General features: G+C 61.8%; 24 protein-coding genes. 15 read left to right on the forward strand and 9 right to left on the reverse strand.

The features are described 5' to 3' along the window. Positions 1-50: 50 nt before the first annotated feature. The 5 genes from ACYP2Q_RS27150 to ACYP2Q_RS27170 all read left to right on the forward strand — a co-directional run bounded on the left by ACYP2Q_RS27150 (position 51) and on the right by ACYP2Q_RS27170 (position 5,747). Positions 51-1,253 carry a glycosyltransferase family 4 protein gene (locus ACYP2Q_RS27150; RefSeq protein ID WP_459733293.1) on the forward strand — a complete coding sequence of 401 codons (1,203 nt, stop codon included), beginning with the start codon at positions 51-53 and terminating at the stop codon, positions 1,251-1,253. Then, complete coding sequence (locus ACYP2Q_RS27155) at positions 1,250-2,437, forward strand: glycosyltransferase family 2 protein (RefSeq protein WP_459733294.1); 1,188 nt, start codon at positions 1,250-1,252, stop codon at positions 2,435-2,437. The genes ACYP2Q_RS27150 and ACYP2Q_RS27155 overlap by 4 nt, the downstream gene beginning before the upstream one ends. After that, positions 2,437-3,180, forward strand: coding sequence for a WecB/TagA/CpsF family glycosyltransferase (locus ACYP2Q_RS27160; protein WP_459733295.1), 744 nt, complete (start codon positions 2,437-2,439; stop codon positions 3,178-3,180). The genes ACYP2Q_RS27155 and ACYP2Q_RS27160 overlap by 1 nt, the downstream gene beginning before the upstream one ends. 239 nt (positions 3,181-3,419) lie before the next feature. Beyond that, complete coding sequence (locus ACYP2Q_RS27165) at positions 3,420-4,571, forward strand: hypothetical protein (RefSeq protein WP_459733296.1); 1,152 nt, start codon at positions 3,420-3,422, stop codon at positions 4,569-4,571. A 63-nt stretch (positions 4,572-4,634) separates the two neighbouring features. Continuing rightward, complete coding sequence (locus tag ACYP2Q_RS27170) at positions 4,635-5,747, forward strand: glycosyltransferase 61 family protein (RefSeq protein ID WP_459733394.1); 1,113 nt, start codon at positions 4,635-4,637, stop codon at positions 5,745-5,747. 96 nt (positions 5,748-5,843) lie between these two features. On the opposite strand, the gene ACYP2Q_RS27175 is transcribed toward ACYP2Q_RS27170, so the two are convergent. The 7 genes from ACYP2Q_RS27175 to ACYP2Q_RS27205 all read right to left on the reverse strand — a co-directional run bounded on the left by ACYP2Q_RS27175 (position 5,844) and on the right by ACYP2Q_RS27205 (position 12,779). After that, a complete protein-coding gene (locus tag ACYP2Q_RS27175; RefSeq protein WP_459733297.1) occupies positions 5,844-7,268 on the reverse strand; it encodes an undecaprenyl-phosphate glucose phosphotransferase in 1,425 nt (474 codons plus the stop codon). A 341-nt stretch (positions 7,269-7,609) separates the two neighbouring features. Beyond that, the gene (locus ACYP2Q_RS27180) at positions 7,610-8,131 is read right to left on the reverse strand and encodes a cytochrome C (RefSeq protein ID WP_459733298.1); all 522 of its coding nucleotides are present in this window, start codon (positions 8,129-8,131) and stop codon (positions 7,610-7,612) included. 58 nt (positions 8,132-8,189) lie between these two features. Further along, positions 8,190-8,711: a methylamine dehydrogenase light chain gene (locus tag ACYP2Q_RS27185; RefSeq protein ID WP_027620621.1), complete on the reverse strand. Its 522-nt coding sequence runs from the start codon at positions 8,709-8,711 to the stop codon at positions 8,190-8,192. An 18-nt stretch (positions 8,712-8,729) separates the two neighbouring features. Next, entirely contained in the window at positions 8,730-9,350 is a 621-nt protein-coding gene (gene mauD, locus ACYP2Q_RS27190) for a methylamine dehydrogenase accessory protein MauD (RefSeq protein WP_075949195.1), read from the reverse strand. Between the two features lie 5 nt (positions 9,351-9,355). Then, the gene (locus tag ACYP2Q_RS27195) at positions 9,356-9,895 is read right to left on the reverse strand and encodes a MauE/DoxX family redox-associated membrane protein (protein WP_459733299.1); all 540 of its coding nucleotides are present in this window, start codon (positions 9,893-9,895) and stop codon (positions 9,356-9,358) included. 14 nt (positions 9,896-9,909) lie between these two features. Further along, positions 9,910-11,058 carry an amine dehydrogenase large subunit gene (locus ACYP2Q_RS27200; RefSeq protein ID WP_459733300.1) on the reverse strand — a complete coding sequence of 383 codons (1,149 nt, stop codon included), beginning with the start codon at positions 11,056-11,058 and terminating at the stop codon, positions 9,910-9,912. A 233-nt stretch (positions 11,059-11,291) separates the two neighbouring features. Beyond that, the gene (locus ACYP2Q_RS27205; RefSeq protein ID WP_459733301.1) at positions 11,292-12,779 is read right to left on the reverse strand and encodes a sensor histidine kinase; all 1,488 of its coding nucleotides are present in this window, start codon (positions 12,777-12,779) and stop codon (positions 11,292-11,294) included. A 191-nt stretch (positions 12,780-12,970) separates the two neighbouring features. Here ACYP2Q_RS27205 and ACYP2Q_RS27210 point away from each other — a divergent pair, with 191 nt between their 5' ends. From ACYP2Q_RS27210 to feaR, 9 genes are all read left to right on the forward strand, one after another. After that, positions 12,971-14,134, forward strand: coding sequence for an acyl-CoA dehydrogenase family protein (locus ACYP2Q_RS27210; protein ID WP_459733302.1), 1,164 nt, complete (start codon positions 12,971-12,973; stop codon positions 14,132-14,134). A 28-nt stretch (positions 14,135-14,162) separates the two neighbouring features. Continuing rightward, positions 14,163-14,534 (forward strand): hypothetical protein, encoded by a 372-nt coding sequence (locus ACYP2Q_RS27215; RefSeq protein ID WP_046816379.1) that lies wholly within the window; start codon positions 14,163-14,165, stop codon positions 14,532-14,534. Positions 14,535-14,537: 3 nt separating this feature from the next. Beyond that, positions 14,538-15,008: a nuclear transport factor 2 family protein gene (locus ACYP2Q_RS27220; RefSeq protein WP_459733303.1), complete on the forward strand. Its 471-nt coding sequence runs from the start codon at positions 14,538-14,540 to the stop codon at positions 15,006-15,008. After that, positions 15,005-16,129, forward strand: a complete 1,125-nt coding sequence (locus tag ACYP2Q_RS27225; RefSeq protein ID WP_459733304.1) for an amidase — start codon at positions 15,005-15,007, stop codon at positions 16,127-16,129. The genes ACYP2Q_RS27220 and ACYP2Q_RS27225 overlap by 4 nt, the downstream gene beginning before the upstream one ends. Before the next feature lie 23 nt (positions 16,130-16,152). Further along, positions 16,153-17,436 (forward strand): aromatic ring-hydroxylating oxygenase subunit alpha, encoded by a 1,284-nt coding sequence (locus ACYP2Q_RS27230; protein WP_459733305.1) that lies wholly within the window; start codon positions 16,153-16,155, stop codon positions 17,434-17,436. Beyond that, positions 17,433-17,933: an aromatic-ring-hydroxylating dioxygenase subunit beta gene (locus ACYP2Q_RS27235; protein WP_459733306.1), complete on the forward strand. Its 501-nt coding sequence runs from the start codon at positions 17,433-17,435 to the stop codon at positions 17,931-17,933. The genes ACYP2Q_RS27230 and ACYP2Q_RS27235 overlap by 4 nt, the downstream gene beginning before the upstream one ends. A gap of 10 nt (positions 17,934-17,943) precedes the next feature. Then, entirely contained in the window at positions 17,944-18,684 is a 741-nt protein-coding gene (locus ACYP2Q_RS27240; protein WP_459733307.1) for an SDR family NAD(P)-dependent oxidoreductase, read from the forward strand. Between the two features lie 157 nt (positions 18,685-18,841). Beyond that, complete coding sequence (locus ACYP2Q_RS27245; protein ID WP_459733308.1) at positions 18,842-19,792, forward strand: PDR/VanB family oxidoreductase; 951 nt, start codon at positions 18,842-18,844, stop codon at positions 19,790-19,792. A gap of 152 nt (positions 19,793-19,944) precedes the next feature. Continuing rightward, positions 19,945-20,865, forward strand: a complete 921-nt coding sequence (feaR, locus tag ACYP2Q_RS27250; protein ID WP_459733309.1) for a transcriptional regulator FeaR — start codon at positions 19,945-19,947, stop codon at positions 20,863-20,865. A 136-nt stretch (positions 20,866-21,001) separates the two neighbouring features. Here feaR and ACYP2Q_RS27255 read toward each other — a convergent pair whose 3' ends face one another. Then, positions 21,002-21,631, reverse strand: a complete 630-nt coding sequence (locus tag ACYP2Q_RS27255) for a response regulator transcription factor (RefSeq protein WP_274076163.1) — start codon at positions 21,629-21,631, stop codon at positions 21,002-21,004. A gap of 260 nt (positions 21,632-21,891) precedes the next feature. On the opposite strand from ACYP2Q_RS27255, the gene hpaC reads away from it, so the two are divergent. Further along, positions 21,892-22,401, forward strand: coding sequence for a 4-hydroxyphenylacetate 3-monooxygenase, reductase component (hpaC, locus tag ACYP2Q_RS27260; protein ID WP_459733310.1), 510 nt, complete (start codon positions 21,892-21,894; stop codon positions 22,399-22,401). A gap of 216 nt (positions 22,402-22,617) precedes the next feature. Here the strand turns inward: hpaC and ACYP2Q_RS27265 are convergent, their stop codons facing one another. Beyond that, the gene (locus tag ACYP2Q_RS27265) at positions 22,618-23,631 is read right to left on the reverse strand and encodes a phosphotransferase enzyme family protein (protein ID WP_459733311.1); all 1,014 of its coding nucleotides are present in this window, start codon (positions 23,629-23,631) and stop codon (positions 22,618-22,620) included. Positions 23,632-23,638 lie beyond the last annotated feature (7 nt).

Genomic DNA, 23,638 nt, shown 5'->3' on the forward strand with positions numbered 1-23,638 from the left:
ACTGTGGGGGTACCTGCAGTAACAAATTCGACGACAAAAGCCGGGTGCCCATGCGTATCGCTTACTTCATCAATCAATACCCGAAGGTCAGCCATAGCTTCATTCGTCGCGAGATCCTGGCACTGGAACGCCAGGGCTTTGAGGTACAACGCATCGCGCTGCGAGGCTGGGATGCCGAGTTGGTAGACGCCGAGGACGAGTCCGAACGCAGCAAGACCCAGTATGTGTTGGAGGGCGGCGTCAAGGCGTTGCTCAAACCTGCTCTGCAGGTACTGCGCGCCCAGCCGCAACGGTTTTTTTCGACGCTGTGGCTGGCGTTGCGCATGGGCTGTCGTGCCGATCGGTCCTGGCCGTACCACCTGGTCTATTTGCTCGAGGCGTGTCGCGTGCTGTTGTGGATGCAGGCGTTTGGCGCCCGGCACGTGCACGCCCATTTCGGCACCAACTCGACCGAAGTGGTGATGCTGGCCAACGCCCTGGGTGGGCCGGCATACAGTTTCACCGTGCATGGCCCGGAAGAGTTCGACAAGCCGCAGTTCATTCATCTGGGCGAGAAAGTCCGGCGCTCGGCCTTTGTCGCGGCCATCAGCGCCTATGGGCGCAGCCAGCTGTATCGCTGGGTCGACCACGCGCATTGGGCTCGGGTCAAGGTCGTGCATTGTGGCCTGGAGCGGGCCTTTCACGATGTGCCGGCGGTGGCGGTGCCGTCCGCGCCGCGGTTGGTCTGCGTGGGGCGCTTGTGCGAGCAGAAGGGCCAGTTGCTGTTGCTGGAGGCTGCGCGTCGGTTGGCCGAGCAAGGGGTCGAGTTCGAGATGGTCCTGGCCGGCGACGGCGAAATGCGCCCGCAGATCGAAGAACTGATCACCCGGCATGGCTTGCAATCGCGTGTGCGAATCACTGGCTGGATCAGCAGCAAACAGGTGCGCACGGAAATTCTCGCCGCCCGGGCCCTGGTGCTGCCGAGCTTCGCCGAAGGCTTGCCGGTGGTGATCATGGAAGCCATGGCGTTGCGCCGGCCGGTGCTGACGACCTATGTCGCGGGCATTCCCGAACTCGTACGCCAGGGCGAGAACGGCTGGCTGTTTCCCGCAGGCGCCGTGGAGGAACTGACGGCGGCACTGGCGGACTGCCTCGCGCAACCTGTCGAGGTGTTGCAGCGCATGGGCGAGGCGGCTTACCAGCGCGTGCTCGAGCGCCACGATATCGACACTGAAGCGACCAAGTTGGCTCATCTGTTCAAGGCGCAAGCATGATCACATTCCTCAATTGGCTACTGGGCGTACCGCTGGCAATCCTCCTCCTGCCGGTGTTGGTGCTGTTCGTGCAGGTGCTGCTGGCGGACCTGCCGGTGCGCACGCCTGCGTCGACGCAACGCCCGCGTCCGCGGGTGGCGGTGCTGGTGCCGGCGCACAATGAGTCCTCGATCATCCAGGCCACATTGGAGTCCCTGCGCCCGCAACTGCTGGAGGGCGACCGCCTGCTGGTGGTGGCGGACAACTGCTGCGACGACACCGCGGCGGTCGCTCGCGCAGCGGGCGCCGAGGTGGTGGAGCGCAGCAATGCTCAGCTGCGTGGCAAGGGTTATGCGCTGGATTTTGGCGCGCGTCATCTGGCCAGCGACGCGCCGGACGTGCTGATCATTGTCGATGCCGATTGCCAGATCAGCGAAGGCTTCATCGAGCGCCTGGCCATACAGTGCATCGACTCGGGCCGGCCAACCCAGGCCCTTGATCTGATGCGTGCGCCGGCGGGTTCGGGGCTGAAGGTACAGCTCGCCGAGTTTGCCTGGTGCGTGAAGAATAAGGCGCGCCCGCTAGGCTGGGCCCGACTGGGCTTGCCCTGCCAGTTGATGGGCACCGGCATGGCGTTCGTCTGGCGCGACCTGCCCTTGATCACGCTGGCCAGTGGTCACATCGTCGAAGACCTGAAAATGGGCCTGGATTTCTGCCGTAGCGGCAAGCCGCCGTTGTTCTGCCCCGATGCCCTGGTGACCAGCTATTTCCCGCGCAGCGACGAAGGCCTCACGACCCAGCGCACGCGCTGGGAGCATGGCCACCTGGGCGTGATCCTGGCAGACGCGCCCAAATTGCTTGGCGAGTCGATTGCCCGGCGCAACCTCAACCTGCTGGCCATGACCCTGGATCTGCTGGTGCCGCCGTTGGCCTTGCTGACGTTGTTGCTGGGCGCGGCGTATACCCTGTCCTGGCTGGTGTTCTGGTTGTTCGGCGCCTGGCTGCCGGCCTTGATCGCTTCGCTCGGGGTGGCCATGTTGATGGCGACCATCCTGCTGGCGTGGAGCCGGTTCGGGCGCGGCATCATTGCCTTTTCCGCGTTGCTCTATGCGCCGTTCTACGCCCTGAAGAAAATTCCCCTGTACCTGGGCTTCCTGCTTAAACGCCAGGTTGAATGGGTGCGTTCCAAACGAGACGACTCCTGATGCGCGCACCCGCCTGGCAGCACAACTGGCAAACGATCATCCAGTCACTGAGGGTCATCAGCGACGCCGAAGAAGAGTTGCGCTTGATCGAGACGTTGTCCAGGCCGCAAGCGGCGACGGTGCTGGGGTTCGTCAACGCCCATGCGATGAACCTGGTCGCCAGGGACAATGACTATTACCAGGCACTGGCGGCCGCCGACGTGTTGCTGCGCGATGGCTCCGGCATGTCCATCCTGTTTCGTCGACTGGGCCGGGTGCCAGGTCTGAACATGAATGGCACGGACTTGATCCCCAAGTTGCTGGCGGCGTCCAAAGGACGACGCGTGGCATTATGGGGCACGCAAGAACCTTTCCTGGCCAATGCGGCAAGACAGTGCGAGGCGGCATGGGCGGTCAATGTGGTGTCTGCCCACCATGGTTTCGCCGAGGTGCAGACCTACCTGGACCTGGCCCGGCAACATAAGCCGGAACTGGTGGTGTTGGGGATGGGCATGCCCAAGCAGGAAGTCGTTGCTGCCAGGCTGGCGGCCAGCGGCGTACCGTGCCTGATCGTGTGTGGCGGGGCGATCCTGGACTTTCTCGGCGGCAAGGTGAATCGCGCTCCGCAATGGATGCGTGGCTTGGGCTGCGAATGGGTATTTCGGCTGATCAGTGAGCCCAGACGCCTGTTCAGTCGATATGTAGTCGGTAACCCGATGTTCATATTGAGGACGCTTGCTTGCACAGGGCCGACTGGCGAGTGAGCCCGGGCGATATATGCAGGCTTGGCTCTGTAATATCTTGCAAAACTCTCGCGCAGGATCTTTACTGCTCATGTAAGCGACGGCTTGCTGGCGCGGTTGCCATTTGTGTCGTGTTTAGTGCAATAAACGACGAAAGTTTGACGTCAACCGCCATTGAATCGAAGCCTGGTTTGCAGTGTCTTATTCCTTGACTCGAACTTTCGAATAATCTTTCCTTAATTAATTAGTGTTAATACCAAATGAAAGAATATGTGAAGGCACTGTTGCGCCAGTGGGTTACGCCGTCGGTACGCTTTGAACTGAGGAAAGCTCACGCCTGGCTGCGCGACATTGCCGGACGAGCCTGTTTCTGGCGCTGGGAATTTGTCAGGTTCAAACTGCGTGAAGAGAGCGCTTACGACATTCTCTATGTGGGTCGCAAAGCCCAGCGCGAATTTGTCAAAGTTCTGATGGGCGCTGAACCCGCTGAACCCCAGGTGGCCAATCAGCAAGTTAAACCGGATAAATCAGCTCACACGGTATTTGTCAGTGAAATACCGACGCCAGGTGCGCTGTGCGTGCCGCAGTATCTTAGCGCTGTCGTGCCCCTGGGCAGATCGATCGAGGATATAACCGCCAGATACAACTCCGAGTTGCGCCGCAATCTTCGCAAGAACCGCCTGCGCTATCGCTTGAAACAGGCGTTGAACGACGATGAAATCGAAAGCGCGGACCAGGGCATGCTGCAACCTTATGCCAGCGCAAGGCACGGCAACTCCGCTTCGCAAATCGAGCAGCAGGAAGTGCGCCGGGTGGCCAAAACCGCCGGGCGACTGGACCTGGTGCTGCTGGAAGACGAGGTCGTCGCCTGTCACCTGGGTTGCGTGATCACCCGCGCGGGCAAGCGCTACTGGAGCACGATCCGTTTCGGCTACCCGGAAACGGTCTATACGGATGCGAAAAAGCTACGGGAAATCAACTCGATCACCACCTTCATGGCGCTGGAATGGGCGTTGGAAAACGGCTTTGACTATTACGATATCGGCACGTGCCTGGCGCGTCCCGACGATGGTCTGCTGGAGTGGAAAAGAAGGCGCGGCGGCGATGTCGATACGCTGAACAACCACGGTTATCTATTTATCCGACTGCCCAGGGTGGGCGTCGCGCAATTTCTCTGGGAAACCCCTCTGTTTGCCGTGGAGGGTAAAAAACTGACCTTGCACCTTGGTTTGCCGGACGGGCCGAGTGATGAGCAAATCGCCGAGCGCTATCGTGAAATGGGTTTTGGTGGACTTTCCAAGGTCTATCTTCATTGCGCCAAGGCGCCGCAAGAAATACTGCTCCAGACCTTACGCGGTCGCTACAGTCATCTGAAATCGCCCCCTGCCATGGAAAGCCTGATTTGCAACTGAAGTGGATGTCGAGCACGCAGATGACAAGCGCTATTGGTATTTCAACGTAGAGTGGTAATCCTTATGTCGCAATCGAATATGTTGGTGAGCGGCGCTGGGGCGAAATGGAGTTTTGCTGCGTATAAACACATATTCAAGGAGAAACTTGCCAGAAAACCGGCGCTGGATCTGCAAAGTGTCGCGGTGAAAACCTGGGAAGTTGCTCCGGCGGATGCCTCCGTTGCCCCGCCTGCTTTTTACCTGCCCAACCAGCTTGAGCGCGTGACGGGGTGGCAGTTTTATCCCTTCGAGCATCCCCGGCGCACCATGGAGGGCAACGGTCTCGTGCAGCACCGCCCGACACGCGCCTTTCTGCTCAAGGATGCCTGGTTGATCGATGGCGCGCTTTACAACGGTGGAGCCAAATCCTGGTTATCGCCCAGGGCTGGCTGGTTGCCGAAGATTCGCATAGAAAACGAAATTGATCGCGGCGCGATGTATTGCACCATGGGCGGGAACAAGTGGTTTGGCTCGTGGATGGTGGATGATTGCATCACCTATCCCATGGCCAGCCAGGAGGGCGTTCCGGTGACTACGGTGCTCTCTGAGGATGCCGTTTGCGTAGCCAGGCACGGGATTCTCCACGCGCCCGGTTATGAAGACTGGCTGGGGATGAATCCGGTTCGTTTGCGCAATGCGTATTTTCGCGAGCTGGTGATCTTTGACGACATCAGTCACAACCGCCATAAGCACATGCGCTTTCGTGGAATGTCTGAAAAGTTGCTGTCGCATGTCGATGCCAGTTCTCACCCGGGCGTATTCGTTCTACGGGGCAACAAGGGCGAGTTGCGGTTGTTGCGCAATGAACTGGAGCTGGCCGAACGTCTGCGCGAGCGCCGGGGTTTTCGCATCATTGACCCGTCGAAGTGCGATGTGCCGACCATCGTCGCCGCCTGTGCCGGGGCCAGGACAGTGATTGGCATTGAAGGCAGCCAGCTCATACATGGCGTCAATCTCCTGCAACCCGGCGGTTCGCTGCTGATCCTGCAACCGCCTGATCGTTTTGTCTGCTTCTTCAAGTACCTGACGGATCGCGATCAGCAAAACTTCGGTTTTGTGGTGGGTACCCCGGACGGCGAAGGTTTCCGGATCGACCCCGACGAGGTTGAGCGCACGCTCGATCTGTTCCCGGTATAACGCGTCTTCAGGCTTTGCCTGCCTCTTTCGTCACCCGGTAGCGCTGATAACCAGCGCTACCGGGCGCTCGATTTCGCTCATGCATCCAGGACACGATTAGTAGGCATGCTTGCCGGAGAAGGCCGTCACCGTTCGGGCAAGAATGATGAAGTCGAGCCACAGCGACCAGTTGTTGATGTATTCGATGTCCGAATCGACCCGACGGATCATCTGTTCTATATCTTTCGTTTCGCCCCGATAGCCACGCACCTGGGCCAGGCCAGTGATGCCAGGCTTGATGTTGTGACGCGCAAAGTAGTCGGCGATGTCGGGCGAATACTGCGCATCGTGCTGGATGGCGTGGGGACGAGGCCCGACCAGGGACATTTCGCCCATCAGCACATTGAACAGCTGTGGCAGTTCGTCAAGGCTGGTTCGGCGAATGAAGGCGCCGACCCGGGTCATGCGCGGATCATTCTTTTGCGCTTGCTTGACCACACCGTCTTCGGGCTGGTGGACCTTCATGCTGCGAAACTTCCAGATGCGAAAAGGTCCGCCACTCCAGCCCATCCGTTGCTGGCGAAAGAACACCGGCCCCGGGCTATCGAGCTTGATGGCAATGGCGACGATGGCCAGCACCGGCGCGGCAAACAGCAACAGGAGAAACGCCAGCACGCGGTCTTCAAGGTTCTTGAGCAACAGGCGCATGCCCATCAGTGGCGTTTCGGACAAGGTCAGCACGGGAATGCCGGCAATCTCGCGAACGCTGTGATTGATCAGGCGCAGGGAAAAGATGTCCGGCACCCAGTTGACCGAGATGTGCTTGTCGAACAACTTCAAATACACATCCTTGATCACCTGGGATCCGTCCAGTGGCGTGACGAAGTAGACGGTGCGAATGGAATGTTGCGCGACCAGGTCATCGAGGTCGGATAAATTTCCCAGTATCGCCAGGCGATTGGGATTCTCCGAGCCATCCTTGCCGTGGTCGTCGGCCGCCCCGATCAACACGGAGCCGACGACCCGTTCACCCAGCCAGGGATTGTTACTGATTTTCTGGTGGAGAAAATCCGCCAGTTCTCCCGAGCCAATGATCAGCGCGTTGTCCCGTTGGGTGGGATGCGCCAGGAACTTCTTTTGCAGTTCACGGCTCCCTAGGTGCAACAGCAGCTGGGCAAAATAGCCAATGACGAACAGCTCACCGACCAGCAGGCGCGAGTACTGTTCGCTCTGTTTCGTAAGAAAGGCCATGGCGACGAGAAAACAAAAAGCGGCGGTCCATGCCTTGAACAGTTTGAAGGCCTTGACGGCGAACCCGACATTGCTTCGATAGATGGCGTAGTGGTCGTATACGACGGCCAACGCCCCCAGCAACAGCAGGACCATGATCACATAGGCCTGCGTGATGTAGCCGATGTGGTAATCAATCAGGTACCACGCGACACCGGTGACAGCAAGGCTATCGAGACCTGCCTGGATAAAGATACTGGTGCTGCTTCTTCGCTGGAGGACGGAACGACTACTGCTCGGCTCAAAAATCATGATCAGATCCCATTTTTGCTACCCCCCTCGCGCCCGACAAGAGCGCGATCCAGGTCAAAACTACCCTCGTTTCAGAGCTTTAGCCTCAGCGGCAAGCTACTTATAGTCGAGAAATCCACCCTCCACCGAAAATCGCAGGGCAGGGGAGAATGCGGGTCCCGTGCTATCACTTTAGCAGCACTGTGGATTCATTCACGTTATGGACGAAGTTTAGTCGGGAGAAGTGACGCAGGCGCCGGCTGGCCTGCTTTTGGCGTGTCTGCACGACCATCGGTCGCAAGGGGATTATCCGGGCAGGCGCGAAGGCCTGGACCCAGGATGAGTCATTGCGTTTGCCGCTATCAGTTGTTCATTCCGTCTTCGATGGCGATACCTTGGGCGCGCATCTTGTTGATCAGTTCGGCACGGGTACCCGGCAGGTTGAGCATGGTCTTGGCCCGCAGTGCCGCGACTTCGTCCGCGCTGTAGGGTTGGTAGTCGGCGGGCCTGCTTTTGCCGGCCATGCCGTCCTCGCGCATCAGCCAGTTGAGCAGGTCAGCCAGTTGCGCGTTGTTCAACGCCGATTGCGACATGCCCGGCACGCGCACCAGGAATTCACGGCCGCCGGGGACTTTCAGGAAGTTGCCGACAAACCCGGTCATTCTCGGTGTGTCATTGGCCGCCGAGCCCATGCCGTTGCCCAGGTGGCAACCGGCGCATTGCAGCTGGTAGTTCACGCCCACGCTGTAGCCGGCCTGGGCGATGGGCTTTTGCAGTTCTTCGTTGCCGGGTGCGTGACGCTGCGTCGGGTCGGGGATGGCCCGGGCATGGACGAGCGGGGCGCTCAGGGCGCAGACGAGACCGAGGACCAGCAACTTGCGCATGAGATGTCTCCTACAAGGGAAACCGCCGATTGCCAGGCAACCGGCGGTAAAGCGCGTGTCAGACCGCTACGCCACGGATGATCGAAACGGTGCAGTGATAGATGTGCGACTTGGCGGCCAGGCACCAGTTCACATCGTTGTTGTTGAACGGGCGGTAGGCCGGTTCTTCACTGTCGTTACGGGTGCAGGCGCACTGGGCGCAGCTTTGTTTACCGCAGCAGTCGTTGTACGAAATGATGTAGTCCTTGCCGTCGGCCGGGTTGCGGCAGGTGCCGATCCAGGTCACTTGCGAGGCTTCGGTGCCCGGTGGGCAGGACGTCACCGACCCGCCGCAGCAGCTGCACAGAAAGCCGTCAATGGAACAGTAGCGCCAGTAGTCGCAACTGTTCGGATCACCCGGGTCACCAGCCTTCGGGTCAGTGGCGGCCAGCGCCTTGCTGGTGCGATCCAGGGGCAGCAGCAGGGGCAGGGCGGCACCGGCCACCATCAGCGAGCCCATGCGCGACAACAGTTTGCGGCGCGAAGTAGTGTCGGCAACACGGCGCGTCGAGCGCTCGAACAACAGATCCAGCAGTTTCATGAAGGTCTCCCTGCCTTATCAGTGGCTATGGCCGTGGCTGTGGTCATGGTCGTGGGGCTGCGCGTTGAGGTACTGCTGCAGCGTGGCGTGCTTGAGGTGCTCGACTTCGAACAGGCTGTCCAGATGCTCGCGGGAGTTGACCAGGCCTTTGGCGCGCAGGGTGCCGGACTTGTCGATCAGCGCGGCGTACGGCAGCTTGCCGATCTGGTAGGTCATGCCGACTTCCGGTCCGACCACGTAGGTGGCGTCTTCGAGCTTGTGTTCGCGGATCAACGCTTGCTGGGCGTCCATGTCGCCATCGCTGACGAACACCACATCGAGCGTACCGGCCTGTTCTTTGGCGATGGATTTGATCGCCGGCAGCAGGGATTTGCAGATCGGGCAAGTCGGCGAGAGGAAAAACAGCAGTTGCGATTTTTCGCCGGCATAACCGAAGTTCACCGGGCGGCCCTTGCGGTCGGCGGCGGTGATTTGCGGTGCGGCTTCGTTGACGGCCACGCCTTTGTCGACCATCAGTGCGCCGGCCGGCGCGAGGCGACCGTGCAGCACGCCAATCTGACGAACCAGGCCCATGACGACAAACGCCACGGCCACCAGCAGCACCCAGAGCAGAACGTTGGAAACTATCAAGCCTTCCATTTCGATTACCTACCAATCAATTTGAGCAGAAGAGGGGAGTTCGCCATCAGGCCAGCGGCCGCGGCGTAGATGAGCAGCGCGACAGCGGCGGCGGCCACGGTCACGAAGCCATCGAACACAGTCATGTCACGCACCACCGGCGCCATGCTGGCCAGCAGCGCCAGCGCCACCAGCACGCTGTTGCGCAGCAGCAGCACCGGGCGCAGCGGTTGCGCCTGGTCTGGACCGGCACAGCCGCAGTCGATGTCGCGACGACCGCGCCACAGGTTGATGCCGATGGCGGCGGCGTACAGCGCCAGCAGGCTGGCTGCGCTCAACGCTGCCCAGCCCCGGCTGACCGGGACCAGCAGCGCGAAGGCGATGGCCAGTTCCAGCAGCGGGATCAACTTGGCGCTCGGACGAACCAGCGCCGCAGGCAGCAGTTGATAATCCGCCAGCTGCTTGGCGAAGCGCCCCGGTGCCCGCACCTTGTGGGTCGCGGCACTGGCCAGCAGCGCCGAAATGGCGAGGGCGCTGGCAATGATGAAGATCGGATCTGATTGCATGGGCCGAATCTCGTTTAGTAGCTCATGACCTGGGTCGCGGTTTTGGCGACCTTGGCCATGCTGCCGGTGTGCTGGTTGGTCTTGAGGTCGAAGATCTGCAAACCACCTTCAACGTCGGTGCCCAGCAACAGCGGCTTGTCGTCGCCGGTTGCCTGCATGCTCCACACTGGCGCCGGGGCTTGCAGGGTGGCGACTTTCTTCATGGTCTTGAGATCGAAGGCCCAGATGAAGGTGCTCGGGTCTTCCCACTTCATCGGTTCGTGGGCGTCATGCATCAGCACGTACAGGCGGTTGAGCTTCGGCGCGACGGCCATCAGCTGCCAGCCGCCCGGTGCCCAGCCGGCTTTCTTTTCCTCTTCGGTGGTCAGCGACCAGCTCGGCAGGATTTTCGGCGTGTCACCGGAGAAATCCACGGCGCGCACCGTGCCGGTGGTGGTGGTGAAGTAGTAGGTGTCGCCGACGTTGACCGCGCGCTCCACCAGTTTTTCCGCGTTCGGGTCGAAGAACGGCGTGCGGTTGCGCGCGGTTTCCTGGCCCTGGTCGTTGAGGGTCACCACCTGCAGGCTGCCGTCGCCGCACAGCGAGGCGAAACGGCGCTTGCCGACCGGGTAGTTGAGCACGCAGCCAGGGATCGAGATTTCGCTGGCGACGGCCTTGGTCTGGGTATCGACCACAGTGACCGAGGTCGACGGGGTGAAGTTGTAGACGTAGACGAAACGGTCGTCGCCGCTGGTCTTCAGGCCGTAGCGCTGGGTCAGCGACTCGGCGCGCTTGTTCGGGATCAGTACTTCCCAGGCCGGCGACAAGGTCGAGCTGTCCCAGGCGGTCAGGACGTCGGTGCGGGTGCCGCGGGTGCCGCGCGAGTACCAGATGTCGGCGCTGTAGATCAGCTTGCCGTCGTGGCTCAAGGTCGAAGGCGCGGCAAAGCCGGTCGGCACCATGCCGAGCACGCGTTTCTGGTCGGGGTCGACCACGGTGACACGCCCGGCGACGAAGCTGTCGAACTCGACATCGACCACAAACGCGCGGTGCGGTTCGGCGGGGAAGGCCAGGGTGGTCTGGCCGATGGTGTCGGCCGGCAGGTCCGCACGGGCACTGTTCAAACCGAGTACAAGCAGGCTCAGGCCTAGCGCTGACTGTACGGAGATCCTGTTTGTTCGCATAAGGGGAACTTCCTGAATTGTTGGTAACGCGGATCGCGGGTGAGTGGGCAGATTCTGACCATCGAATAGTGCCTTGCCCGGCAATCGGGGGAATTGCCCTGCCTGCCAAGTGTTTGTGTATCTGTGCCAGTGTCATGCTGTAGGAGCGAGCTTGCTCGCGATGGACGTCAACGATATCGCGCCCTGCCTGACTGACTGCATCGTTCTGACGTTTTTCGCGAGCAAGCTCGCTCCTACAGGGGGCCGGGGGTGGCCAGGGGAAGGGAGAAGCTGAATACCGCCCCACAGGGCTCCAGGTTCTGCGCCCAGATATCGCCCCGATGACGACCGATGATGTTCTTGCACAGCGCCAGGCCGATGCCGTTACCGCTGACCTTGGACGAGAAGAAACCGTCGAACAGCTTCTCTTGCGCCTGGGCCTGGATGCCGCGGCCGCTGTCCTCGATGCTCACCAGCGCCATGCCGTTGTCGGCGCGCGCATGGATGCGCAGCAAGCGGCGTTCGACGGGCAGGTCGGCCATTTCTTCGATCGCATTGAACGCCAGGTTGAGGATCACCTGGCCGATCAATACCTTCTCGCAACTCACCCGCAGCGGCCCGGGCGAGGTCACGACCTCAACGCGTACCACGCTCGGGTCGGCCCGCAGGCTGATGAAGTAGCGGGTTTCACGCAGCAGTTCGTTGAGGTCGATCAGTTCTTCGCTCTGCTCCAGCTTCACCACGTAATCGCGCACGCTCTTGATGATCACCGAGGCGTGCTCGATCTGCCGCACGGCATTCTGTAGACCCCAGGCGACGCCTTGATCGGCGTCGGCGGCGTTGCCCAGGCGAATCACCGCGCCCTCGATGAAATTGCGGGTGGCGGCCAGGGGTTGGCTCAGTTCGTGGGCGATGGCCACGGCCATTTCGCCCATGGCGTTGTAGCGCGCCAGGTATTCGAGCTTTTGCTCGCTGACCCGCCGCGCTTCCTCGGCCTGCACCTGTTCGGTGACGTCGCGAAACAGCAGCAGATGGCCGACCAGGTCATCCTCGATCTCTATATAGCGGCACGTTGCATCATGCCAGCGCCATTCGCCGTCGCGCCGCTGCACCTGGTAATGCACGTTGAACGGCGCGTGATCCGGGGTCTCATGGGCGAACCGTTGCAGCAGGCGCTGGCGCGAAGCGTCGTCGCACCAGGCCAGGAAGTTCTTGTCCATCAACGGGTGCACTTCACTGCCGAGCAAGTGCGCGCCGGAGTCGCTGATAAACCGGATGTCACCCTCGGGGCCCAGCACCGCCACGCCCTCGGCCAGATCCTGCATGAAGGCCTTGAGCCGGCTCTCGAAACGCTTGAGGTCGCGCTTGACCCGGTCCTCCTTGGAGATGTCGCGAAACTGCACCATCAGCACATCGCGTCCTTCCAGATGCACCAGGGTCGCCACGGCCTCGGACAGAATCTCGACGCCTTGCTTGGAGCGATAGCACCACTCGATGGCGCGCTGGCCGGTGCGCGCGGCGCCTTCCAGCCAGCGCAGCCCCACCGAGCGCCGGTACTTGGGCTCGTCGCGGGTCATGTCCGGGGCCTTGAGCGGCGTCAGTTCCTCCAGGGTAAAACCCAGCGCCGCCAGGGCGGCAGCGTTGGCCCAGAGAATTTCCTTGGTCTGCGCATCGTGAAGAATGATGCACAGCGGCATGGCTTCGATCAGCGCAAAAAAATCGTTCGGTTTTGGCAAGTACATCGCACGGCCCTTGGCGGCAGAGATTTGCAGTATGGCGTTTTATACCTGCTCGCACAGCGGGATGCGCTCAGAGGTAACCGGTGAGGATCTAGGGGTTTTCTTTAGTCGGGGGGCTGCACGCACCAATAGTTGCGCCGGCATGCGGTTTTTACACTGGGCCCATCTAACAAAAAGCAAATCGGAGAAAGCCCATGCTGCGTTCAGCGGTCGTGCAACAAGACGCATCGATCGGCGTTGACGAGAATGTCGTCGACAGCCCGGCCTTTGCGCAGGTACTGGAAGAAGTACGCCAACGCCGCAACGAATTCGACGCCGGCTCCCACGTGCCGCGGGACATGATCGAACGCTTCAAGCAGGTGGGCATCTACCGTGCCGCCACGCCGCAATGCTACGGCGGCGACGCCCTGGCCCCGGCAAAGTTTCTGCAGATGATCGAGCGCATCTCCGAAGCCGACGGCTCCGCTGGCTGGGTCGCCAGCTTCGGCAGCGCCGGCGTCTATCTCGCCGCATTGCCGCCGGAAACCCTGGCTGAAATCTATTCGCAAAGCCCCGACCTGGTATTCGCCGGCGGCCTGTTTCCGCTGCAGCCCGCCGAGGCGGTTGAGGGTGGCTATCAGGTCAACGGCACCTGGAAATTCGCCAGCGGCTGCAAAGGTGCCGACCTGCTGGGCGTGGGCATCGGTGCAGCGGGCGGTAAGCCGCGCACAGCGGTGTTCCGTCCGGACCAGGTAGAGATCGTCGAGAACTGGGACGTGGTGGGCCTCAAGGGCACCGGCAGCCATGACCTGCGCGTCAGCGACAAGCGCATCGACGAGCGCTGGACTTTTATCCGCGGCGGGGCGGCAACCATCGATGAGCCGCTGTTCCGCTACCCGTCGATTGCCTACGCTGCGCAAGTGTTGGCGGTGGTCAACCTCGGCCTGGCCCGCGCCGCCCTCGACGAAGTCAGCCGCATGGCCGGCGGCGGTGGCATCACCGGCGCGCCGAAAATGGCCGACCGCGCTTATGTGCGTATCGAGATTGCCAAGGCTGAAGCCAAGCTCGCCGCTGCCCGTGGGTTCTTCTACAACGCCACCGAACAGGTGTGGGACTCGATCATCAAAGGCAACCCGGTCACGCCGGAACAGACCAGCCTGTTGCGCCTGTCTGCGATCCACGTCTCCCAGGCCGGTGCCGCCGTGGTGCAGAGCGCCTACAGCCTGGCCGGAACAACCGCCATTTACCTGCGCCATCCGCTGCAGCGTTACCTGCGCGACTCGATGGTCGTGACCCAGCACGCCTTCCTCAGCGAAGGGCTGTACGACGGCGCCGGCTCGGTGTTCCTCGGCGTACCGCCGTTCCCGGGCTACATCTGAATTCTCTATTTCAAAAGGATCAACACTCATGACCCAGACCACTCAAGAACCCTTGCGCGTCGTCTTCTGCATCGGCATCACCCAGAACTTTTTCGACCTGCCCACCGGCGAAGGCCTGAGCGTGTGGAAAGGCTTCAGCCAGATGATGGGTGACCTCGGCGCCATGCCCGGCATCACCGTGCTCGGCGCCATGGATGACGACCGCCTGATGGTCGGCCCGTCGACCACCTCGCCCTGGACCGTGTACATCATGGCCGACGTCGACTGCCACCAGTCGGTGATCGACGCCTGCAACCTGTTCCGCACCACGCCGGTCGGCCAATACAGCCTGTGGCGCTACGCCAAGATCGAAGCGCGCATCGGTCGTCCGCTGACCATTCCTGACGCGGCCCGGGTGTAAGCCATGAACGAGGCCTTGCTGCAGCGTCTTCAGACGCTCGAAGGGGAAAGCGCAGTGCGTCGCTTGATGGCGCGCTACATGGACCTGTGCGATGTGCCGAGGGCGCTTGCCCATGTCAGCGAGTTGGCTGAGCTGTTCTGCATCGATGCGATCTGGGAAGGCGTTGGCAGTACCACCGCGCAGACGTTTGGCCAACACCGTGGACGTGAAGCGGTGGCCGCCTTTGTCGCAGGTTACCTGCCGCCTTCGGACCACTTCCGCCTGAACCTGCACTACCTCACCAGCGAGTCGATCCTGGTCGACGGCAGCACGGCGCAAGGGCAGTGGATCATGCAGCAGATTTCCACCTACGCCGATGGCCGCAACGAGCTGTTCGGCACCCGCCTGAACATCGATTTTCGCTGTGTCGACGGCACCTGGCTGATCGCGCATTTGCGTACGCAACGGCTGTTCAACACGGAGCTCAATGCATGAGTACTTTCATCAGTGAATTCCTCCTCGGTGGCAACGGCAAACGCGTGGCCATCAAGGACTCCATCGACATTGCCGGGTACCCGACCCGCTCTGGCAGCCGTGCGTTTGCCGATGCAGCGGCGGCGACAAAAAATGCCGATGTGGTGGACGCCATTCTCGACGCCGGCTGGCAGATCGTCGGCAAGACCAACTTGCACGAACTGGCCTTTGGCGTCACCGGCATCAACGACTGGACCGGCACACCGATCAACCCGCAAGCACCGGATCGTGTGCCTGGTGGTTCCTCCAGCGGTTCGGCTTCGGCGGTCGCGGCCGGGTTGGCGGACATCGCCATCGGCACCGACACCGGTGGTTCGGTGCGGGTGCCGGCGGCCTGCTGCGGCATCGCCGGGCTCAAGCCGACGTACGGCCGGGTCAGCCGCGTGGGCGCGCATCCGCTGCAATCCAGCCTCGATTGCGTCGGGCCGTTCGCCAGGAACATGGACGATCTGATCGCCGCCATGCAGGTGATTTGCCCGGGTTTCGCCGTGCAGGGTTTGCCCGCTGACGGCGCCAAGGTCGGCTTCCTCGACGTGGCCTGCGACGCACATCTGCAAGCCAGCCTCGGGGCTGCCGCCGACCGCGCGGGCTGGCGCCGCAGCCATCTGCAATTGAGCGAATTCGAAGCTGCGTTCGCTGCCGGCTTGACCGTGATCAATTTCGAGAACTGGGCCGCGTTCGGTCACCTGACTGGCAAGGGCCTGATCGGCGCCGACGTGGAAACCCGTCTGCTGGCAGCCAGCCGCACTACTCGTGAAGAGCTCGCGGAGGCTGAAACCGTGCGTACACGTTTCACCCAACAGGTGGATGCCGCGCTGGAAGAATTCGCCGTGCTGCTGTTGCCGACGCTGCCGAGCCTTCCACCCACGCTGAGCGAAGCGCGTAGCGGCAGCAAGGCTGTGGCCGGCATGACGCCGCTGGTGCGTCCGTTCAACCTCAGCGGCCATCCGGCGCTGACGGTGCCGGTGGAACTCGATTGCGGCGGGCTGAAAGTCGGCCTGCAGATTGTCGGTCGCAAAGGCCAGGACGAACTGGTCTGCGCCTTTGGTGCGCAACTGCAAGCCTCTACTAATCAATCATAAAAAGAAGCCATGAGGAGAACCGCATGAGCACTCATGAATACCGGCTGATCGCATCGTCGAAAAGCCCCGAAGACCTGGTCCAGCATGACCGCGTCGACGTCTCGCTGTACAACGATCCGGCGCTGTTCGAAGCCGAGCTCGAGAAGATTTTCTACCGCACCTGGGTGTGGGTTGCCCACGAAAGCGAAGTGCGCAACAGCGGCGACTTCAAGACCGCCACCATCGGCCGTCGCCCGGTGATCGTCGTTCGCGATAAGAAGAACAACATCAACGTGCTGGAAAACCGTTGCCGCCACCGTGGCGCCACCGTGTGCGAGAAGCACAAGGGTAACGCCACCGGTTTCACCTGCCCGTACCACAGCTGGTCCTATGGCCTGGACGGCAAGCTGCGCGCTCTGCCGTATCCGGATGGCTACGAAGGCATCCTGGAAAAGTCCGAACTGCCGCTGACCAGCCTGCGCGTGGAAAGCTACGCCGGCATGGTCTTCGCCAGCTACAACGACGAGATCGAACCGCTGCAAGACTTCCTCGGCGGCGCCAAGCACTGGATGGACCTGTTCATGAAGCAGGGCGCCGGCTACCCGATCAAGACCCAGGGCGAACACAAGTTCAGCTTCAAGGGCAACTGGAAGATCCAGCTGGAAAACACCACCGACGGTTACCACTTCCCGATCGTGCACAAGTCGTTCATGTCCTCGGTAGATGAAGAAACCTCGGAAATGCTCTCGTTCATGACCGACGAGCAAGCCGTCACTCACTCGCTGGGCAATGGCCATAGCGTGATGGTGATGGTGCCTGAACACGTCGATCTGGATCACGACGATGGCACCGAGCAGTTGCAGGAACGCTTCGCCCACGTCACCGAGGAACTGTCGAAAACCATGCCGGCGGATCAAGTGCGTCGCATCGTGCGCTCGCTGCACGGCGCCGGTTTCAACCTGAACCTGTTCCCGAACATCGCCATGTCGATGTCGTTCTTGCGTGTGCTGCGTCCGGTGTCGGTCACCGAGACCGAGATCCGTCACGTCGCCCTCGGCATGGACGGCGGCCCGGAAATCGCCAACCGCGAACGCATGCGCATCCACGAACACTTCCAGGGCCCGTTCGGTTTCGGCAGCCCCGACGATGCCGAAGCCTGGGATCGCGTGCAACGCGGCTCGTACGCCGGCGCCGACGCGCCAATCCTGGTCAACCGCGGCCTGAACCGCGAAATCACCGCTGAAAACGGCGACAAGGTCAGCCACGCCACCGACGAGGGCGGCATGCGCGGAGCCTACGACATGTGGAAAAGGATGATGAGCCAATGAGCAATCACGACACCCTGAACGGTTTTACCGGCCCTTTGGCCCAGGCCATCGAATTCATCTGGCGCGAAGCCGAACTGCTCGACCACAAGCACTACGCCGAGTGGGCGACCCTGTGGAGCGAGAGCGGCAAGTACATCGTGCCGATCGACCCGGACACCGAGGATTTCGAAGCGACGCTGAACTACGCCTACGACGACGCACGCATGCGTGACCTGCGCATCGAACGCCTGACCGCCGGCTACTCGCCGTCGGCGGTGGACGCGGCGAAAACCATCCGCACCGTCTCGCGTTTCCGCCTGGTGGAAGCCGCCGGTGACATCGTCGAAGTCAATTCGGCGCAGCTGCTGTACGCCTACAAACGCGGGGTGCACACACCCTTCGTGGCCGACCTGAATCACCGCATCCGCTTCACCGATGGCGTGCCGACCCTGGAGCGCAAGGTTGTGCGTTTGATCAACTCCACCGACAGCCTGAGCGCGCTCGGCTTCCTTTTGTGAGGGCAACATCATGAGTCGAGTAGCCCTCGTAACGGGTGCCTCGCGCGGACTGGGCGAGTGCATCGCCCGCCGTCTGCACGCAGCCGGTTATCGCGTCGGCCTGGCCGATGTGCGCCTTGATGGCGTGCAACAACTGGCCGCCGAGCTGGATGGCAGCGGCGCCACTGCAGTCGCGATCGAGCTGGATGTGCGCAGCAAGGCCGACTTCCAGCGCGCCCGCGACCTGCTCGCCGCGCACTGGGGCGGCACTGACATCCTGGTGAATAACGCCGGCGTGTCGAAAGTCGCGGCGCTGATGGACATCACGCCCGAAGAGTTCGACGAGTCGATGGCGATCAACCTGCGCGGCACTTTCGTCGCCTGCCAGGTGTTCGGCGCGCATTTCGCCGAGCGTGGTTTTGGTCGCATCGTCAACATCGCCTCCCTGGCCGGACAGAACGGCGGCACCGCCACCGGCGCCCACTATGCGGCGGCCAAGGGTGGCGTGGCGACCCTGACCAAGGTCTTCGCCCGTGAATTGGCGCCGCAAGGAGTGACAGTCAACAGCATTTCGCCAGGCCCCCTGGACTTGCCGGTGGTGCGCGAAACTGTGGCCCCGGAGCGTCTGGAACAGATCCTGAAAATGATCCCGGCCGGCACCCTCGGCGACCCGGCGTTCATCGCCGACAGCGTGTTGTTGCTGATCGCCGACAACGCAACGTCGGTAACGGGCGCGTGCCTGGACGTCAATGGCGGCTTGTTCATGCGCTGAGCAACAGAAAAATGCCCCCTGTAGGAGCGAGCTCGCTCGCGATGGCCGCTAACGATAACGCGGGAAACCTGACACCCCGTGTTGTTCTCAGGTTCATCGCGAGCAAGCTCGCTCCTACAAGGTGCAGTACCCAAAACAACAGTATTCAGGTGATGCAATGATGAAGGTGAAGATCGAAAGGATCGTCGACGAAGCGCTGGATATCCGTTCCTTTCGCCTCGTGCGCAGTGACGGCCAGCCGCTCGACACCTATGAACCGGGTGCCCACGTCGACCTCACCGGGCCGACCGGGGTGACGCGCCAGTATTCGCTGTGCAGCCCGCCAGAGGATCGCCGCGCCTATCTGGTGGCGGTGAAGAAAGAAGCGCAGTCGCGCGGTGGCTCCCTGGCGTTGCACGAGCAGGTGGAAGAGGGCATGGAGTTGGAAATGGGGGCGCCACGCAACCTGTTCCGTCTTGATGAAAGTGCCCGCGAACATGTGCTGTTCGCCGCCGGTATCGGCGTGACGCCACTGCTGAGCATGGCCTATCGACTGGCTGAAAGCGGCCAGCCGTATCGCCTGCATTATTTCGCCCGTTCGGCGCAATACGCTGCGTTTACCCAGCTGCTGGCGACGAATTTTGCCGATCATGTGCAATTCCACTACGGCGTGGAGCCGGCCGACCTGGACAGCGCATTGAGCGCCTGCCTGGAACGCGCCAACCCTGCGGCCCACGTCTACACCTGCGGCCCGGCACCGTTCATGAACAAAGTGGTGGAAGTAGCCTCACGCACGCGTTCGGACGAGGCCATTCACCTGGAACACTTCGCCGCAGACCCGGCCGCCAACAGCGCGCCGGCCGGCGGTTTCGAAGTGGAGCTGGCCAGTTCCGGCGTGGTGCTGCACGTGCCGGCCGACAGCAGCCTGGTCGATGTGCTGCAAGCCCATGGTTGCGACATCGACACCGAGTGCCGCGAAGGCATCTGCGGCACCTGCATCGTCGAGGTGCTGGACGGCGTGCCGGAGCACCGCGACAACTGCCTTTCCAACAAGGAAAAGGCCTCCAACAAGCAGATCTGCGCCTGCGTTTCCCGGGCACTTTCCGCTCGTCTGGTATTGGACATCTAAGCGCTTTCTTCACTGGAAAGCTGACGCCGGAGCTTGTTGAATGGCGCCCGGCGGCCATCGAGGGAGGTGATGGCTACAGAAAAAACCGTGTTACCGAACCGCTCGACGAAGCGGTCGAGAAAAAACAACAAAAAACCTGAGGCTTTGCGGACATGACTACAGCATCGACGGTGCGCAATGAGGCGTTCGAAAGTTGGTTGAGCCAGGTGAACCAGGCCTGCGGGCGTTTCGACGCCCGGGCGCTGGACACCGACTTTTACGGCCAACTGACGGAATTTCGCAGCGGCGCGATCAACCTCAGTGTGGTCGACATGGCGCACGTGCATCTGTATCGCACCAGCAAGGACGTCAGCACCGGCAGCGACGGCCACTACTACGCGGTGTTCCAGCTGCGCGGCAGCTCGCACCTGGAACAGGGCGACAACCGCGCGCAGCTGGGCTGTGGCGACATCGCCCTGATCGACGCCAGTCGCCCGAGCGACATGATCTACAACGACGATTGCCGACAGCTGTCGCTGATTTTGCCGCGTCAGGTGGTCGAGCGTGGTTCGCACTTCAATGCCGTCAACTGCGCCACGCGCATCGGCGCCAACAGCCCGCTGGCGGCAATGGCCAACAAGCTGGTGCTGGAGACTCGTCAGCAGGAAGGGCTGGACATGCAGGAAAGCGAAGCGGTGCTCGACGCCCTGGCCAGCCTGTTGCTGCCGGGGATCAGCGCCCGTGACAGCGCTGCCGATTCCCATGAGCGGCAGTTCCGCAAAATCATCGCCTTCATCGACGCGCACCTGAGCGACGAAGAACTGTGCCCGGAACTGATCGCCCGTGAAGTGGGCATCTCTGTGCGCGGCCTGTACCGGATGTTCTCCAAGCGCGGCCTGGTGGTAGCGCAATACATCAAGCACCGACGCCTGGACTTCTGCGCGCAAAACCTGCGGCGCAGCGATGTGGAGCAGAAGCTTTCGGCGCTGTGTTATGCCTGGGGATTCTCGGATTCGAGCTACTTCTCGTCGGCGTTCAAATCGCGCTTTGGCGTGTCGCCAGGTGCGTATCGCAAGCGCTACAGCCAGCACTGACACCGCGTCATCGTTCATCGCCAGCAGGCTGGCTCCCACATTTGATTTCTGGGGTACACAGGATTTGTGTTCGCTGCAGATCCACTGTGGGAGCCAGCCTGCTGGCGATGGCGGCCTCATGACCGCCGCAGATACCTCAGTGCCGCGCCGGCTCATCCACCGGCAGATGCAGCACTTCGCGCACCAGCATGGCAATGCTGCTCACGCCCATCTTTTCCTTGATCTTGGTGCGGTGCACGTCAACGGTCTTCACGCTGATGTTCAGCTCCCGGGCGATCACCTTGCTGGCCTTGCCATCGATCACCAGCATCAATACCTCACGCTCGCGGCTGGTCAGCAGCGCCAGCTTGCCCTGCAGGTTCTGGCGCTGCTGCTGATCGGCCTGGGCGTGCACGGCGGTCTTGAGCGCCGCCTGGATGCGGTCGATCATCTGCTGCGGGTTGTAAGGCTTCTCGACGAAGTCCAGGGCGCCGTTCTTCATCGCCGTGACGGACATCGGAATGTCGCCATGGGCCGAGACGAAAATGGTCGGCAAGGTGCTGCCGCGCTGGTTGAGGATCTCCTGCAACTGGAAACCGCTGGTTTCCGGCATGCGCACATCCAGCACCAGGCAGGCGGGCTGCTGGGGGTCGTACTGGCTGAGGAACTCGTCGGCGCCGGCGAAGCATTGCGCCTGCACGCTGACTGACTCGAGCAGCCAGGCCAGGGAGGTGCGCAGATCCTTGTCATCGTCAACGATGTAAACAATCGGTTTGCGGGTTTGCATCAGGGGCTGCCACGAAAATTTCTAATTATTGTTTTCGCACGCGAACGCGCGGCACGCATCGGCTGTCGTTTTTCCAGCCTGTAAGCAGGATACCCACTGTCGGCGGCCCTTGCGATAAAGAAACCACCTAGTCGACTAGCGGAAACCCAACCTCGCCATGGGGATCGTCAGAATGGTTGCGCCGTGCCCGCAGCCTTAGTCTTGTTCCATCACCTACGGGCCGCTTTCCTCGCGGTCCACCTGAAGGAAGGGGCATCGACATGGCCGACCTGAGCCAGCAGCAAATCGACTTTCGCAACGCCATGGCGCAGCTGCCTGCTGCGGTGAACATCATCACCACCAATGGCCCGGGCGGGCGCTGCGGCATCACCGCCAGCGCCGTGTGCTCGGTCACCGACTCGCCGCCCACGGTGCTGGTGTGCGTCAACCGCAACAGCGCCACCCATGACGTGTTCCGCACCAACGGTCGCCTGTGCGTCAACGTGCTGTGTGGCGAACAGGAAGAACTGGCCCGTCACTTCGCCGGCATGACCCAGGTGCCAATGGCCGAACGTTTTGCCTGGGACCTGTGGGACGACGGCGCCGCCGAAGTGCCGGTGCTGCGCGATGCCCTGGTGCAACTGCAGGGGCGGATCAGCGAGTGCAAGGAAGTGGGTTCGCACTCGGTGATGTTCGTGGAGCTGGATAATGTCGGTGTGCGCGAACCGCGCGACAGCCTGGTGTACTTCAACCGCGTGTTCCATCGCCTGGAACACGCCAGCGCGGCTTGATCGGAACCGCGTCAGGGTTTGTGTCGATCACACCATTTGTGAGCGACACAAACCTGTAGGAGCGTGGCTTGCCCGCGAAAGCGGTGTGTCAGTCAACATGGATGTTGGAAGTGATGGCCCCTTCGCGGGCCCGCTCCTACAGGGATCTCCTGAGAACACAGGTATTGTGTCCGGCGCAAATCCTGTGGGAGCCAGCCTGCTGGCGAAAGCGGTGGATCAGGCCTGCAGATATTCCCGAGCCAACTTGCAGGCCCGCTCAATCAACATCGGCGCCATTTCAACCGCCGTCGGCGTGCCTTGGCGGGTATGAATCCAGCCCAGGTACGTGGTGCCGCGCAGCATCAGGAACAGCGCCAGGGTCTGGCGATCCGCCTCGGTCAGCGGCTTGACCGCGTGGTAACCCTCCAACAGCGCCGCCTTGATCTGCTCATAACGCGGGTCATCGAGACAGAAGTACAGGGCGGTGGCCAGTTCAAACATGTGCCAGCCGAACCCTGCGTCGTCGAAGTCGATCAGGCGCAACTGCGGGCCTTCGATCAGCAGGTTTTCCGGGACCAGATCGGCGTGGATCATGCTGAAGTTGCCCAGGTGCCGGCCGTATTCACGCAAGTCGCGCCGAGCCGCGCGCCGGGCCTGTTGCAGCAGGTCCATTTGCTCATCGCTTAGTTGCTCCAGCTCCCAGAATCTCCCCCAGAACGGATTCGCCCCGATCAGGCCTTCCTCGTCCCAGGCATGCCGGACAAACTCGTCCGGCTGCTGCCAGTCCGCCGAATGCAGATGAATGCGCGCTGCCATCTTGCCGGCCTCGGCGAACAGAAAGTCGATCTCGGTATCGGCCTGTACCCCGGCCTCCGAGGTGCCGGCGGTGGCACCGGGCAACCAGGCGAGCATGTCGACATGGCGTTGGCCGATCTCGGCATGGCTTACTTCGATCAGGTGACGCTGGTCCTGGGCGCGAATGATCTGCGGCACGGTAATCCCGGCGCTTTCCAGCGCCTCCATCCATTGCAGCTCGGAGCGCAGCGCCGCTTCGCAGTGATAGCCATTGCGATGGATACGCAGTGCCACCCGCTGACCGTCGTGGCGGCGGGCAGAGAACACCGCGTTCTCGCGGTATTTCACCAGTTCGATGTCGCCGAACTCACCCTCCCAGTGTTGCAGGGCGCGGCGCGCCAGGTCGTGCAGGCGGGCGACTTGCTGATCATGGTTCAGGGTATGGAATTCAGTCATGGCAGGG

It is taken from the genome of Pseudomonas sp. MHK4, assembly GCF_054600775.1.